The sequence below is a fragment of the Elusimicrobiota bacterium genome, from assembly GCA_026388075.1.
Classification (GTDB): Bacteria; Elusimicrobiota; Endomicrobiia; order Endomicrobiales; family JAPLKN01; genus JAPLKN01.
Genome location: JAPLKN010000036.1, coordinates 1 through 15,415 on the forward strand (window position 1 = coordinate 1; position 15,415 = coordinate 15,415).

The 15,415-nt window shown below is 39.2% G+C and carries 13 protein-coding genes; all 13 read right to left on the minus strand.

Going from position 1 to position 15,415, the window contains the following annotated elements:
* The coding region (locus tag NT145_01670; GenBank protein ID MCX5781401.1) for an alanine--tRNA ligase-related protein at window positions 1-136 on the minus strand (136 nt) is incomplete at its 3' end.
* A gap of 102 nt (window positions 137-238) precedes the next feature.
* Window positions 239-4,456 carry an acyl-CoA dehydratase activase gene (locus NT145_01675; protein MCX5781402.1) on the minus strand — a complete coding sequence of 1,406 codons (4,218 nt, stop codon included), beginning with the start codon at window positions 4,454-4,456 and terminating at the stop codon, window positions 239-241.
* A 587-nt stretch (window positions 4,457-5,043) separates the two neighbouring features.
* Window positions 5,044-7,008: a carbon starvation protein A gene (locus NT145_01680; protein MCX5781403.1), complete on the minus strand. Its 1,965-nt coding sequence runs from the start codon at window positions 7,006-7,008 to the stop codon at window positions 5,044-5,046.
* A gap of 123 nt (window positions 7,009-7,131) precedes the next feature.
* Window positions 7,132-7,437, minus strand: coding sequence for a putative addiction module antidote protein (locus NT145_01685; GenBank protein ID MCX5781404.1), 306 nt, complete (start codon window positions 7,435-7,437; stop codon window positions 7,132-7,134).
* Window positions 7,406-7,744, minus strand: a complete 339-nt coding sequence (locus NT145_01690) for a type II toxin-antitoxin system RelE/ParE family toxin (protein MCX5781405.1) — start codon at window positions 7,742-7,744, stop codon at window positions 7,406-7,408. Before NT145_01690 ends, NT145_01685 begins: the two co-directional genes overlap by 32 nt.
* A 241-nt stretch (window positions 7,745-7,985) precedes the next feature.
* Window positions 7,986-8,813, minus strand: a complete 828-nt coding sequence (gene lipA / locus NT145_01695; GenBank protein ID MCX5781406.1) for a lipoyl synthase — start codon at window positions 8,811-8,813, stop codon at window positions 7,986-7,988.
* A 12-nt stretch (window positions 8,814-8,825) separates the two neighbouring features.
* Window positions 8,826-9,866, minus strand: a complete 1,041-nt coding sequence (locus NT145_01700; GenBank protein MCX5781407.1) for a glycosyl hydrolase — start codon at window positions 9,864-9,866, stop codon at window positions 8,826-8,828.
* A 1-nt stretch (window position 9,867) separates the two neighbouring features.
* Window positions 9,868-11,433 carry a bifunctional phosphoribosylaminoimidazolecarboxamide formyltransferase/IMP cyclohydrolase gene (gene purH / locus NT145_01705; protein ID MCX5781408.1) on the minus strand — a complete coding sequence of 522 codons (1,566 nt, stop codon included), beginning with the start codon at window positions 11,431-11,433 and terminating at the stop codon, window positions 9,868-9,870.
* 87 nt (window positions 11,434-11,520) lie between these two features.
* Window positions 11,521-12,168 (minus strand): RecX family transcriptional regulator, encoded by a 648-nt coding sequence (locus tag NT145_01710; protein ID MCX5781409.1) that lies wholly within the window; start codon window positions 12,166-12,168, stop codon window positions 11,521-11,523.
* A gap of 116 nt (window positions 12,169-12,284) precedes the next feature.
* The gene (locus tag NT145_01715) at window positions 12,285-14,024 is read right to left on the minus strand and encodes an APC family permease (protein ID MCX5781410.1); all 1,740 of its coding nucleotides are present in this window, start codon (window positions 14,022-14,024) and stop codon (window positions 12,285-12,287) included.
* A 9-nt stretch (window positions 14,025-14,033) separates the two neighbouring features.
* On the minus strand, window positions 14,034-14,273 hold the full coding sequence (locus NT145_01720) for a hypothetical protein (GenBank protein ID MCX5781411.1): 240 nt from the start codon (window positions 14,271-14,273) through the stop codon (window positions 14,034-14,036).
* A 5-nt stretch (window positions 14,274-14,278) separates the two neighbouring features.
* Window positions 14,279-14,758, minus strand: a complete 480-nt coding sequence (locus NT145_01725; GenBank protein ID MCX5781412.1) for a Mut7-C RNAse domain-containing protein — start codon at window positions 14,756-14,758, stop codon at window positions 14,279-14,281.
* The coding region (locus NT145_01730; GenBank protein MCX5781413.1) for a DUF362 domain-containing protein at window positions 14,755-15,415 on the minus strand (661 nt) is incomplete at its 5' end. The genes NT145_01730 and NT145_01725, both read right to left, overlap by 4 nt.

Below are 15,415 nucleotides of genomic sequence, written 5' to 3' on the forward strand. Positions count from 1 at the left end.
TGAACTGCACCATGCCTGCAGAAGTAAAAAGAAGGGTCGGATCGCCGGAAGGAATTAAAGAATCGGAAGGAACAATCTTATGTTCTTTCTGTTCAAAATATTTCAAAAATTTGCTTCTTATATCATGGGATTTCATATAAATTATCCTAAACGATCTTTGATGAGGAAGATCGAACCAAGTCGAACGATTGCGCTCTCATAGATGATAGACATTCTTAACCGGCCAGATACTTTACGATTAATGTCTCAAAAAATGCAGATAAGGTTTAAGCACTTTATTCTTATCTGCCTTTGTTCCATCATAAGATATCGATATAATAGGAATATTAATATCCTTTTCTAGTTTCTTACAAATGGTTTCACTAGACAGACTGGGACAACAAAACATAGGATTAACATTTACAATGAATCTCATGTTTGGATAATTTTCATAAAAGCACAATGTCTTAAGAAGATTTTCCACCGTTTCACCGTCGTGATTCACAGAAAGGCCATATGTTTTTAAATATCCAGTAATATTCTTTTTGAATAAAAAATTGATGTCAGGAATAATTTCTTCAGCTAGGAAGACAAATTTACGCATTAAAAAATTTAGGGTATTGAAAAGAGCTTTATCAGAAATCAATCCAATATATTCTCTGTTACTCCACTGTTGTAAATAATGGTGAGTATTCAGAATAATTTTTTGTCCAACCATAAAAGGAAAAGATACGACTTCCGCTCCTGCCATTTCAATTTCATGAACAAGATTCTGGTTAAAAACATCATTATCACGAACAAAGATGTCACCGATAATCCCCACCTGAGGAAGAATAGCGTCATGAACATCAATTTTCTTAAAGTCCTCTAAAACTTTTTGAAAGGACTTAACTTTCGAAATGCCGTTCGAAAAGCAATCAAACAGGTCATGGATGGCGTTTTCGCAAACTTTGTCGGTTGCCCCCCTTATTCTCTCTCTTGGTCGGATTTTATATGTTATTCTTTGAATTAACGCCGCTATGATATATGCCATAAATCCTTCGTATAAAAGTCTTATTGGCAGATCTTTCGGCAAAAACTCGCGCACCATCACGTCCACTTTTTCCATGCCGTGGCCCATTGTCCCTAAAATATGCTTGATCATGGTAGAATATTGCGGAAAATTACATGAGAACATGCTATCAGTATTACAAATGATGGCAGTTTTTGAGGGGTCAAGATTGTATTTTTCTATGGTATTCATTACTCCATAAACTAAACCGGTTAATGGCAAGCACATTCCATCATTCATTGAACTGCCTTTCTGAAGAGTATCCGATGTTTCTTCAATCAAGATGGTTTTGATTCCGGCATGAATAAAGGCACCTTGCAATAATTTCGCGCTGAGGGGATCATACGCCGGCAAGAGATACGTTTTGTCTTCAAATGCTTTCTTTAGATTAATTGCGGGCGCAGAAATTGTGGTTTCTACCCGAGAGAAACTTCTAAAAGTTTCTAAAGCAGCCTCCAGACGTGTTTCATAGCCTCCGTGATCTTGATGTTCATCAAGTTGCAGGATAAGGTAAGGCTTTCCGTAATAATTCATGATCTCTTTGAAATAGGGAAGCATGAAAGAATCCGGCGAGCATTTGAATGCCGTCATGTAAATCGGGAACAGGCCGTCCATTTGGGCCACCATTTCGGCCGCTTTTAAAATAATATTTCCATAATGCCAGTGATTGCGCCTGATAAAATCTTTCGCAGCTTTTAGCCGTTCTTCATCAACAGGAATCATGTCCATGTAAAATGATCGGACTCCCATTTCAGCAAACTTTTCAGGAATGCTTTTGTTAAGTGAAGGATTCAAAACTATATACGGCCTGCCCAAAAATACAACACCGATATCACCAACCCTTTTCCATTGATTTTTAAATACATCGTGCAGGTCTTTTTTCTTTTCTAAAAACCAGTTCCATGCAATTTTGAAGCTTTCTCTAGCCTGTCCAAATGAAACAAGATTCCTAATCTTTTCAGGAAATGCGCGATAAATATCATGTATTAATTGATCGGGGTTTCCTTTGTCGACATCCAGCGTCGGTGCGATCATCTTTCGCGTGAGATCTATGCCCGGGGTGTTATAAAGTACGGGCAAAACATAGTTCGAATGATAACAATATAATTTTTTTTCTTTTCCTGAGATATTTGCAAAAAGTTGCGGGAAAAAAATATAGTCGGCCTTGGTGGTTAACTCCGCAATGTGTCCGTGAAACTCCGTTATGGGAGCACAATACGCAGCTGCTCTGATTTCTTTTCCCGCTGTTATTTTAGCCGGATCGGCCGAGGTCACGTAGGTCTCGAAACCTAAATTCTCAAAAAATAGTTTCCAGAGAGGTACGTATTCAAACATGGTGAGAGCGGAGGGTATCCCGATCTTTATTTTTCTTCGCAGAAGATCGCGCGGAGGTTGGTTAATCGCGGCTTCTTCTCCTTTCACCGGGGATTTTGCAGGAACGGGAGGAACAGAAAAAACTTTGCCATGATTGCTCAAGAGGTCAAAACCGTTGAGTTTTTTCTTCTTATGGAATGTTTCCTGTTCAGTACGGCCGCAAAGATATCCCCATCCGAGACGTTCCCCCTCTATGTCAATTTGTTTTATCTTACAGTGATTTTTGCAGTATTCACAAACATATTCATTAACGACAATGTTGTTCCGGTGCAGATCTTTTTTAAAAAGAGAGGGACCCTCAAGCCCTTTATCTGCTAGCTTTAAAGCAACGCCGAGGGCTCCGGTTAAATGGCAATATTTGGAAACGTAAATAGGTTTTTGAAGTTTTTGTTCAAAAGCTCGGACAAGCGCGAAATTCTTGGCGGTTGCACCTTGAAACGCTATGCAGTTCCCCAATTTGCTTAATTGGCCTACTTTCAAGAGATAATTATCTCGTACCGCATGAAGAGCCGCCGCAAGAAGTTCTTCTCGGCTGTATCCAAGACTAAGGAGAGAGTTCAAATCTCTTTCCATGAAGACGGTGCAACGGCCGTTGATTAAAGGAGAAGCTTGTTTTACTGCTAATTCTGCATAATCAGAAAGGCGTACGTGCAGCCTTTGGGCCTGCTCCTGAATGAAACTACCGGTACCTGCAGCACAAGAATAATTCATCACCGAGAAAGTTACTTGTCCATCTTTTAGAACGCTAAATTTGGAGTCTTGTCCGCCGATTTCAATGATCGTGTCAATTTCCGGATTCAGATGGTATGCCGCCCTGGCATGAGCGGTTATTTCATCAACACTATAATCTGCCCGGGCAGCTTTTTGAATGAATTTGCTTCGCCCGGATCCTGTTGTTCCTGATGCCAGAATCCTAAAATTCACCGCAAAATCACGTTCTATCTTTTCAATAACACTAGTAATTTTCTGGAGCGCCGCAATCGGCTGTCCGCCGGTGTAGGTATACAACCCTGAGATAATATTGCATTTCTTATCCATTAAGACAATTTTTGTACTTGTTGATCCTATGTCAATACCAAGATAGGAATCAATCGTGGCCCCCTTCGCAAGTGGAATGTAGATATCAATTTCCACATCATCGATAATTTTTGAAAACCAGCTTGAAAAATCAGGAACTTTGGTCTTTGTTTCTGAAAGAGGAGGATAGCAGTATGATTCAGGGGTGGCAGTCCTATTTAGTAACGATGTAAGAGGAATCGCTCCTTGAAAGGTATTATCGTTTTTCTTCCTTTTAGCAAAGAATGCTGCCCCGATAGCCTCTATATATTCGCTATCAGGAAGTGTGCGTATGTCCCGCTTTGCCACTTGAGAGAGATAATAGACAACCTTCTTGTTTTTACTAACACCCCCAACGGCAACGACGGGATCTAGAATAGTATTGCCGGGAAAGAGTGTATCGTAAATATTTTGGGCTACACCCTTACAAATGCCGGCTGCTATAGCTGATAGGCTATAGCCTTGTTGTTGGATATGAACAAGATCTGTTTTTGCAAAAACGGCGCAGCGGGTTGCAACTTTCGGGGGGTCACCTTCATAGTCTTCAGCAAGCTTGCTCAGTTCGGCGCTGCTTGGGAGATTAAGCCTTGAAGCCTGTTGGTCAATAAATGAACCTGTGCCTGCGGCACACGGTGCATTGGAAATAAATTTTTTATAAATGCCGTTTTCATCTAGAAGAATGATGCCGAAATTTTCTCCGCCTATGGTTAGGATGGAACGAGCTTCCGGGAAAAAATATTTTACTCCCTCAATAATTGCGACTTGTTCATTAACTTCAGTGCCCGACGTAAAATATCCACGCCCTTTTTCGGCAACAACAGCAAATGAATCAAGACTGTCTATAGAAAGCTTTTTCAACATCTCTTCTAGCGCTGCAGAGATGTTTCCATTGTGAAAAAGATAATCTTTATAAATTATTTTATTTTTGTCATCAACAAGAACAATCGAAGCAGAGACCGTTCCGATATGAATGCCTGCAGCAAATGATTCTTTCATAATAATTAGTTCGCCACGTGAACCCAGATCCATGGGCAATTCGACAAGCTCATTGCCCTGAGTAACATCGAAGGGCTCACTCCCGTGGCATCAGGGTCACCGCCCTGCGGGAATATTTAGCATTCATCCCCATTCTTACTAACGGGGCATCCTGTGGGGCTGGGTGAAATTACCAGTCTCCTGTTTGGTGGTGAATTGTCAGTCTTCCTTGTGCAAGAAGTTGCCTGTGGAGTTTAGGAATTTAATATTATCTTTTCCAAAATAATTAATCAAGTCAACGTATCAAATCATATAAAATCTAACCCGAGAAGGATGTCAGATTATGAAATCGAGGTTTAAAATGGAATACTTGAAACAAGTTTACACCCGACGATAGGCGACTAAAGCTAAAAGATTTCTTATCAAAAAGAAAATATATAGAACTACTAAACCATGTTATTTACTTAAACATCATATCCCCATAAAAACAGCCCACTGAAATGTCTATGGCCCGGGCTTCATAGCAGTTTCCACCCCTAGGTGGAAACAATTGAATAATTATACTGAAATATGAATATGATTTCCACCTACGGGGTGGAAATCTAGGTTCAGCCAAGGAGGTCGTCTTCTACTTTTTTTTCTTCGCTAGTTTCAAGAAAATCAATTCCTTCATGGGGATAAGTTTTGATTTTCTTTAGGACAATAATATTATACCATTGATACAACATATCCCCGATAACTACAAGCGCAAGCAAAGCCATAAAAATTACGAGCAAAATATCTATTTTATACGCTATTGCATCCGATACTACAGTAGACGAACGGGCTTTTTCAGTAAACATTCCTACCAGCTGCCAAGACGCGGTAAGAGTGGTAGAAAACATAAATAACATAGGAATAAAAGTAACCCAGGCATATTTAAGTTTATTTTCCCTGATTATTATTGTTGTCCCAACCCCTAAGGCTATTCCTGAAAGAAGCTGGTTGGACAATCCGAACATAGGCCAGATCGTTGAAACATTCCCCGAATAAATAAGATAACTCCAGGCAATAACTACTAAAAAACTTGTTAATATAATTCCCGGCATCCACGAACGCTTTCCTAAAGGTTTATAAACATATCCGCCGAATTCCTGAACAAGGAAACGGGCTACTCTTGTCCCGGCATCAACTGTAGTCAAAATAAATAATGCTTCAAACATCAAAGCAAAATTGTACCAGTAAGGCATCAGTCCTTTCATTCCTGGAAGATTACCAAGAATTGAAGCCATACCCACAGCCAAAGACACAGCTCCTCCGGGCCTTCCTGAAACATCAATTCCGACTAATGCAGAAAGCTCGTGTATCTTTTGAGCGGGAAAACCAAGCACAGCTAATTGATCCAAAGATAATTTTGTATTTATTGCAAAATAGTCGCCGGGAATAAGTATCGTTGCGGCGATAAGCGCTATCATGCTGACGAAACCTTCCGTAAGCATTGCGCCGAAACCTATCATAGGTATTTGTTTTTCGGACATTATCATACGGGGAGTTGTCCCCGAGGCAATCAGCGAATGGAATCCCGATATTGCTCCGCAGGCAATAGTTATGAACATAAACGGAAAAAGTTTTCCCGGAATAATCGGCCCGCCGCCTCCGATAAATTTAGTTATCGGAGGCATTTGGAGATTAGGGGCTATAATCATAACTCCTACGGCAAGCAATGAGATTGTGCCGATTTTCATATAGGTTGAAAGATAGTCCCTAGGGCAAAGAAGCAGCCATACCGGAAGTACTGAAGCAAGAAAACCATATAAAGCAATAGCTACGATCAGTTGATCTCTGGATAAATTAAAAATTGGTTCAAGAAAAGAACCGGGAATAAAATGTCCTGAAAAAACCGAAAGCAGTAAAAGCACCACTCCAATAATACTCATTTCACCTACTTTCCCCGGTCTTAAGAATTTCAGATATATTCCCATAAAAAGAGCTATTGGAATTGTTAACGCAATCGTGTAAGTTCCCCAGGGACTTTTAGTCAAGGCATTTATAACGGCAAGCCCAAGACCTGCCAAAGCCACGATTATTATAAATAAAACTCCGATAGCCGCCGCAAATCCACCCACAGGTCCGACAACCTCTTTTGCTATCTGAGCAAGGGATTTTCCATCTCTGCGCACTGAAGCAGTAAGAATTACCATGTCATGAACCGCTCCGGCAAGAGTTGCTCCGATCAAAATCCACAAAAATCCGGGTAAATATCCAAACTGGGCTGCAAGCATCGGCCCAATTAAAGGCCCTGCGCCTGCAATTGCTGCAAAATGGTGGCCGAAAAGCACCCATTTGTTTGTAGGATCATAATCCATTCCGTCTTTAAGACGTATTGCAGGAGTAATCCGTTTTTCATCTAGAGCGAGCACTTTTGCGGCAAGGAACGATGCATAAAATCGGTAGGTAATTGAGTATATGCACAGTGTCGCAACTACAATCCATAACGCATTAACTTTTTCCGCCGGATTGACGATTCCGATAACAATAGCCAGCGCCACCGCGCCGACTAAAGCAACAATAATCCAGATTATTTTTTTGAACATTTTTTTCATTTTTCCTATTACCAAACCAACCCCCGGCTTGCCCCGCTGCCTGGTTTCGTAGAAACCAAGCCGGGGGTTGGTTTGCGTATCCAACTTCGAGGTGACTTATTATTAACTCTTAAATTATGCGATTTTCAGAGAATAGCCCAAATAGGTAATCACCTGCATTATGGTAGAAAAACGAGGATCGGATCGCTTTGAAAGCGCCCGATATAAATTCTCCCTGTTCAGCCCGGTCTCTTTTGCAAGTTTGCCAAATCCGCCATGTAAACGAGCGGCTACAGATAGAGAAGCAAGAAATGCTTTTTCATCACCGTCTTTTTGGTATTCTTCCAAAGCCGTCTCAAGGTAATTTTTGAGTTCTTTCGGATGTTTTTTGAAGTAATCCAGCTCGAACTCATCGTATGTTCTGAGTTTTCTTTTGTTCATAGTAGTCCTCCCTAAGTTCTTGCGCCAGTTTTATATCTTTTTCCTGTGTGCTTTTATCTCCGCCCATAAGCAATATCACAATGACATTACCGTCTTCAGCGCAATAGACTCTATACCCTTTCCCAAAATCAATCCTGATTTCTATAAGCCCATGAAACCTTTTATGATCTCCGTAGTTGCCGTATTCAATCCGCCTTATTCTTGCCTGAATCCGATAACGTGTAACTTTGTCCCTGATTGATAGGAACCAGTCAACAAACGGTTCTTTGCCAGTTTTGGTTTTATAGATTATCGTCGTTTTGTTCATTGTTTCCGATACCATTGTAGCTTATAAACTACATTATGTCAAGGCTTAAATTAGCGGGCCAGCTCTGACTAATATGCCTTATTCCTCTTGTTACTTAACCAAATTATTGTCCGCACATCTCAAAAACTTTTTCCCCCGGCTGCATTCTGCTTTATTGGCCGCCGCTTTTCAAAGCATCTAGAGACCCTTCCGACGACGCAAGCTAGCCGTACAACCTCGCAGGTTGAACGGCTCAGTGCTGTCAAATCATAGATTCGGCCAGGTATGAACTTCTCACATAAGGCCCGCTTGCGCAATATTCAAAACCTTTATTAAGGGCAATTTCTTTTAGTTGATTAAAACTTTCTTCCGAAACATATTCATAAACATCATAATGAGCTTTAGATGGCGATAAATACTGCCCTAAAGTCAATATTTTGCATCTGGCTTTAATCAAATCATCCATAACATTAAATATTTCTTCTTCTTTTTCTCCGAGCCCAAGCATAATTCCGGATTTTGTTTTTAATCCGCTATCCCCCGCAGCAGTTAAGAGTTCAAGAGATCTTTTATAATCAGCTCCTCTTCTTACTTTTGAATAAAGCCTCGGTACAGTTTCAACGTTGTGACTGAGAATATCCGGCCGGCAAGAAAAAATAATATCAAAGCTTTCTTTTTTCCCACTAAAGTCTGGAACAAGTATTTCTATTTTTGTTTCAGGGCATAATTTTCTTACTTCGCTTACAGTATTTACAAAATGCTTGGCACCACCGTCTTTAAGATCGTCTCGGGTTACCGAAGTAATTACGGCATAACTGATTTTTAGTTTTTGTATGTTTTCGGCAATTCTTTTCGGTTCTTTCTTATCTAAAGAAAAAGGTTTTCCTTTCTCAATACCGCAAAAACTGCAAAATCTAGTGCAAATATCTCCCAAAATAAGAAACGTCGCAACTTTTCTATCAAAACACTCGCTTATATTAGGACATTTTGCGCTTTCACATACCGTATGAAGCTTGTTTTTTTTGAAGGTTTTTTTCAGGTTTGTTGTTGTTCCCAGATTGATTCGTTTTTTCAGGAAGGGTGTAGACATAAATTTGTTAAGCTATTCTGATTCCTCGGAACCTAACCTCCAAGCCACGCTTTCCGGATCCCAAGTAAAATATTTGCCGTCAATAAGTTTCTTAAAATAATCAAATAGATTTTTATCTTTGCTTATGGAAAAATCTGCCCCTTTGTCTATATCATACCAGACAAAAGCTTTTATTGCAGTATATTTTGTTTTTAGCGAATCAAAGAATTCTTTAATCCATTTCTTTTTGTCAACATTTTGCGACGGAAATGCTGCTTCGGAAATTAGTATCGGCTTTTTCGGATATTTTTTTATTATTCTTTCATAAACCGAATTTATAATGCCGGACGGGTTATTCGTATATATTTTTCTAATATTGCCCCAATTAATCATATCAATTCCGATCCAATCCACGTATTCATCCCCGGGGTAATACTTTTCAAACCTATTCCATTCTTTATTAGGTATATCTTTGAAACTGACGCTGAAAACAAATTCAACGTTATTACATTCCATTTCGCTAAAAAGTTCGTAAACGTATCTGTAAGCCTTTTGATATATTTCCGTGTTGTTGCCATTCTTTGAACCCGACCACGGGAACCAATTACCATTCATTTCCTGGGCAAATCTTAAAAGAACCGGTTTATTTAAATTTTTTGCCATCAAAGCAAAATCCCTGATATAGTCATCATATTTCCCATCCGTGATATCTTTCAAAATGGATTTTTCGTTATTTGAACTGAAAAAAGGCTGCCAAGTAATCATTAGAAGCTGTTCTTTATATCCAATTATGTCAGTTGTTCTATAGGGCATATATTCTTTCCATTTAAGATAAATATTAATTAATCCGAAATTTTCCGATGAATATTTTCGCACATCATTTCCTGTTATTCCGGCAAGGCATTGCAAGTGGTTTGTTTCAAGATCAGTTTTTTTCCTAATTGAAGGGCTTTTAATAAGAATAAACAAAGCTAAAATAATAATGACGGGTATAAAAACATTAATGCCTTTTACATTAACATTCTTATCCATTATCTTCAGATAATATTTTGTTGTCTTTTTCTTTTTTCTCATATCAGTGTCTGAAATGCCTCATTCCTGTAAAAACCATTGCTATACCGTGGTTATTAGCTGCTGAAATAGAATCTTCGTCTTTTATTGATCCCCCCGGCTGAATTATTGCTTTTACGCCAATTTTTGATGCCTCATTAACTACATCCGGGAAAGGAAAAAAAGCGTCTGAAGCAAGTACTAAAGGATTTTTATCTTCATCCAGGCCGTGTTTAACCTCTTCCATTTTAGAATTCGCGATGTTTAATGAATCTATGCGGGACATCTGCCCGGCACCGATTCCGACAGTCTGTTTTCCTCTGACAAGAATTATTGCATTGGATTTAATATGCTTACAAACAATCCAGGCAAATTTTAGAGATTCCATTTCTTCTTTAGAAGGAGTTTTCTTTGTAGCCGGTTTTGTTTCTTTAAAAAGCTGGTTATCCTTGTCCTGTGCCAGCATTCCACCCGACATTGCGCGATATTCAATATCAAACAAAGGTTTTGTTTTTGATTTGTTGGACTGAACCAAAAGACGTAAATTCTTTTTTGATGCAAATATATCCAGAGCAGCTTTTGAATATGAAGGCGCAATAATGCATTCGGTAAAAAGTTTTGCTATTTCAGCAGCGGTTTTATCATCTACCTCTCCATTAACAGCAATAATCCCTCCGAAAGCACTTGCCGGATCGCAACTTAAAGCCTTTAAATAAGCATCCAAAATATCTTTGCCTTCGGCGCACCCGCAAGGATTATTGTGCTTAATGATTGCGCAAGCGGTATTATTAAACTCCTGAATAAGGCGCCATGCCGATTCAAGATCCAGATAATTATTGTATGATAATTCTTTGCCCTGAAGAACCTTAGCATTGATAACATATGGCTTGTTAACATTTACACCCTTAGAATACAATGTCGCTTCCTGGTGAGGATTTTCGCCGTAACGCAACGGACTAATTTTTTTTAAGGGAATTGCACATTCTTTAGGAAATTTTTCTTTTGTAAAATATCCTGAAATGAGAGCATCGTAATAGGCAGTGTGCCTGAAAGCTTTTGCTGCAAGCTCCAAACGGAATTCTTTTGTAATTGATTTGGATTTGATCTTTTCAATGATTGTCTTATAATCGCCCGGATCACAGACTACTAAAACATCATTAAAATTTTTAGCCGCGGCTCTTAAAAGAGCCACGCCACCGATATCAATATTTTCAATGACATCTTCTGTAATATTTTTTTCATCGTAATCTGAAATTTTTGAAATTGTTTCCTCAAACGGATAAAGATTTACTGCAACAATATCAATAGGTTCAATATCAAATTTCTTTAACTCGTTTAAATGTTCTTTTTTATCTCGCCTGGCAAGAATTCCCCCGTGTATCTTGGGATTTAAGGTTTTGACTCTGCCGTCTAAAATCTCAGGAAAACCCGTAACTTCAGATATTTCTATGCAGTCAATTTTATTTTGAAGAAGAGTCTTTGCAGTCCCGCCGCTTGAGATTATTTTTATTCCTAATTCGGATAAAGCTTTTGAAAATTCAATAATCCCGGTTTTATCCCACACGCTTATTAGTGCTTTTTTAATTGCCATTTGAAACTCCTTTTTCTAGCGTATAGAAAAACTGAACACCTTTTTTGCCTTTCCTATCCCTGCCTGCCGCAGGCACGGCGCTCTACGCTATACGCTATCATCCTTCTCTATATCCAGTTTTGCTTCTTTTAATCCCTCTTTTATGGTCTCTATGTCAAATCCTCTTCTTGCTAAAAATCCCATTAATCTGTTGAATTTAGTTTTAGCATCAATTTTTCCCATACGTTTTAACCTGGATAAAACAATATTTTTTACTTGCTCAATTTCTATATTTTTTGAGGTTTTGTCCTTGAATAACAGTTCATTTATTGTATCTTCCTGTATTCCTGCCCTGCGCAAATCCATTTTAATAATAAAAGGGCCTTTGCCTTTTTGCCTGAGATAACTAATTCGTTCTTTTGCAAACTTTTCGTCATTTATATAACCAAGCTCTTTTATGCGGCCTATTGCATCGGTTATATTTTCTTCGCTTATTTTTTTTGTTTTCAGCTTTTCTCCAAGCTCTTTTTCACTGCGGGATCTGATGCTTAACAAATGAAAAACACTATTTATTGCCTTTTTCTTTTCATCTTCTCTGTTAATATCTTCAATTTGGGTTTCATTTATTTCCTGCCCGGTTTTAAGCTTATGTTTTATCAGATTTTCTTCTGATAGTGAAAACGAATAGCGGCCGTCAATAAATATTGAAAACCTTTCTTTTTTTCTTTTCTGCTGAACAATTTTGGTGATTCGCATGATAAAATCTAACTGTGTATAAAAGTGTAAAAGTTTGGAAAGTTATGAAAGTTGACAAATTAAAACGCAGTGAACTTTTGCACCCTTACACGCCTGTATTTACTTTTAATCCTATTTTATTTAGTAGAAATAGTTTTTCCGGTTTCAACTCTGATGGGCAGCATCACAATAGGTATTCCTTGATGATAAAGTTTTCTCTGAATAGCAAATACGGTGTAGTTATGAAGCCATCTAGTTAGAAATTTTTCTTCGGGAAATACCAGCTGTCCGCCGAAAAATACTGCGTTTGGAAAACGCTCAAACACTTTCGGAACTAATACCGAAATTTCATCAATAACATCTATCCCGACTGAAGTAATTCCTTCGGCATAATACCCTTTATTACGCATATAGTTTACATATTTATTTACTTCGCTGTTCGCATATTTTTCAAGATTATCAAGTTCAGCTTTTCCTTTAAAATTACCTGCGTCTATTATGCCTGCAGATACAAATATGAAATTCTTAAAGACTCCGCCAAAATTACGAATTACTCCGAAAAGTGTATGAAGCCCCAATCCATTAAAACCGTTTACTAAAATAGCAGCAGTTTTTGAATTGGGATCAAATATAACTTCTTGGCTTTTTGGAGCGAAGTCTTCAGAACCTTCAGCGGCAACAACAAGAGAATCAAGTCTCTTCAAAATTTTTGTAGTATTTACATAGTGATGCTTAATTATAATTGCAAAAGCTATTAAAGTGCCCGTTACAAGAAGAGTAATCCAGCCGCCCTCATTGAATTTTACAATAATGACCGATAAAAGTATAAAAGTTGTAAGGATAAGGCCGAAACCATTAATCGCTAATTTTCTGAACCAGTCCAGGACTTCTTTTCTAGACTGCCACCAGTGGCGCACCATTCCAAGCTGGGACAAAACGAAGGTTATAAATACGTTGATGCTGTACAGAACAATGAGGTATTGTACAGAACCACCTGTAAGAAGCATGAGTACTAGAGAAGAAATCCCCATCAAAAGCACTCCGTTCTGTGTGACCAGACGGTCAGAAAGCATACTGAACTGAGAGGGTACCCACCGATCTATTGCCATATTTGAAAGTACGCGCGGCCCATCTATGAACCCAGCCTGCGATGCTACATAAAGAATGGCAGCTTCTGAAAGCAGAGTGATCAAGACAAAAATGTTCCCCGCCTGGTGTCCCCAGCCAGCAGTGAGACTTTCAAACAATACCGCGTTCAGCGTCTTTCCGCTCTGAAACTGAACACCATATAACATATAGGCGATCATAAGCCCGAGCACCATGAGAGCAAGGGAGAAAGCCATATATTGCATTGTTCTTCGCCCGGTTTGAACTTTCGGCTCCCTCAAGATCGGCAAACCGTTACTGACTGCCTCAATACCAGTATAGGTTCCTGCTCCCATACTGTAAGCTCTTAAAACAAGAAAGATCATGCCGAAGAATCCAAACTCGGAACTGGCCGAGCGGACATCGTTTACGGTTCCTTGAGCAATGACAGGAAAGTTGTTCCAGTGAGCACCGAAAGAATAGATGATCGCGAAAATGTGGGTAAAGACAAAGATGAGAAAGATCGGCATCAGTGTCAAAACGGATTCTTTTACACCGCGAAGATTTAAGATGATAAGCAGGATTAATGCGAAAACCGCAAAACTAACCCGGTACATTAGAAGATTAGCCGGAAGAAAACTAAATATTGCATCCGCAGCGCTGGCGATGGAAAGAGTGATAGTTAAGATATAATCAACCAAGAGCGCACAGCCCGACATCATACCTACTGAAGGGGACAGGAGTTTGCTCGCGACAAGGTATCCTCCTCCACCGGTCGGGAAAAGTTCTATAATCTGGGACTAACTAGAACAGATGACAAATATCGTCAAAGCCGTCCCCAGCGCCACAAAAATCGCTAGAAAATGGTGTTTGGTTAAAGCCAGAAATGCTTCTTGAGGTCCGTAGCACGAAGACGAGAGTCCGTCGGCGCCAAGTCCAACCCAAGCAAAAAAAGCAATCAAAGAAATCTTATGAAAAATCTCATGATCGTGAGGGCTTTTCGGCCCGCCTATGAAAAGACGTTTTAATTTTTCAAACATTTTTCCTACCTTATCTCAAAACCTAATTTTGCCAGATCGTTTTTAATCAAATCAAAATGTGTTCCCTTCCAGTAGATTTGGCTGCATTTTTCGCATCTGTAAAATTGGTTTTGAGTCTTATATACATATTCAGGCACCAACTCTTTTAATTGAGTTTTTTCCGAAACTAAGAGAATTTTCCCGTTACAAAGCGTGCAGCGCGAGAATATTTTATCAAAAGAATATTTTAAATGAAGTTCGCTTGCCAATTGTTTCAGCTGTTCCCCGATAAAATCGCTTTTTAAATAGACTACCTGCCAGCCCCGCTTATCGCTAAGTTTTTTTCCCCGTGTAAGAAGCATTCTGTTTTCCCGCAAGCTCTCCAAAAGAAGTCCGCTTCCAAATTTATCAGGAGAATATTCAGTATCATATCCGAAAACCCTTAGCCATTTTGCCAAACGACCGAGCATTTTATCTACTAAAAATCTCTGTTCTCTCTGATTCATTTGTGTTCAACTAGCGCGTATTTTCTGTTACCCAGCCCTAGTTTTTCAGCATAATCCAACTGCACCGTCCAGTCAATTTCAGGAAAAATTGATCTCAAGAAATCTCCGCCAAATTTTTGATTTACCAGGTCTGCGCTTGCCTGATCTACAGCAACCGGATCGGAACCTGCAACTATGCCTATATCTTCAACCAAAGATTTTCCCCTATCAGAATAACAGTCGCAGTACTGGGTAATATGATTAATAAAGTTTATGCTGAAATGCTTTTTATTTTTCAAAGCGCCGCAGGCATATTCAACAATTTTTTCCTGAACTCCTTTTACGGTCTCATTCCAGGGAATTCTAAAAACATTAAACGCGCACGATAAAATACACTCTCCGCAACCCATGCATTTTGAACTGTCAAAAGAAATCTTTTTGTTTTTCATGCTTAACGCGCCGGCAGAACACCATTTTATGCATTTTTCGCATCCGGTGCATTTATCAATATCTATTTCAGGGTTGACGCTGTGATGCATGGCGTATTTCCCGGCCCGAGTTCCGCATCCCATCCCCATATTTTTAAGCGCGCCCCCGAAACCCGATAATTCATGCCCTTTGAAATGGCTCAAAAAAATTGCCGACTCGGCATAAAAGACTGCATTAGCAATTGAAACT

Coding starts and splice junctions, on each gene's coding strand:
- NT145_01710 (MCX5781409.1), bottom strand. CDS start 12,168: ATGCGAATCACCAAAATTGTTCAGCAGAAAAGAAAAAAAGAAAGGTTT.
- NT145_01725 (MCX5781412.1), bottom strand. CDS start 14,758: ATGAATCAGAGAGAACAGAGATTTTTAGTAGATAAAATGCTCGGTCGT.
- purH (MCX5781408.1), bottom strand. CDS start 11,433: ATGGCAATTAAAAAAGCACTAATAAGCGTGTGGGATAAAACCGGGATT.
- NT145_01700 (MCX5781407.1), bottom strand. CDS start 9,866: ATGAGAAAAAAGAAAAAGACAACAAAATATTATCTGAAGATAATGGAT.
- lipA (MCX5781406.1), bottom strand. CDS start 8,813: ATGTCTACACCCTTCCTGAAAAAACGAATCAATCTGGGAACAACAACA.
- NT145_01675 (MCX5781402.1), bottom strand. CDS start 4,456: ATGAAAGAATCATTTGCTGCAGGCATTCATATCGGAACGGTCTCTGCT.
- NT145_01680 (MCX5781403.1), bottom strand. CDS start 7,008: ATGTTCAAAAAAATAATCTGGATTATTGTTGCTTTAGTCGGCGCGGTG.
- NT145_01685 (MCX5781404.1), bottom strand. CDS start 7,437: ATGAACAAAAGAAAACTCAGAACATACGATGAGTTCGAGCTGGATTAC.
- NT145_01720 (MCX5781411.1), bottom strand. CDS start 14,273: ATGTTTGAAAAATTAAAACGTCTTTTCATAGGCGGGCCGAAAAGCCCT.
- NT145_01690 (MCX5781405.1), bottom strand. CDS start 7,744: ATGAACAAAACGACGATAATCTATAAAACCAAAACTGGCAAAGAACCG.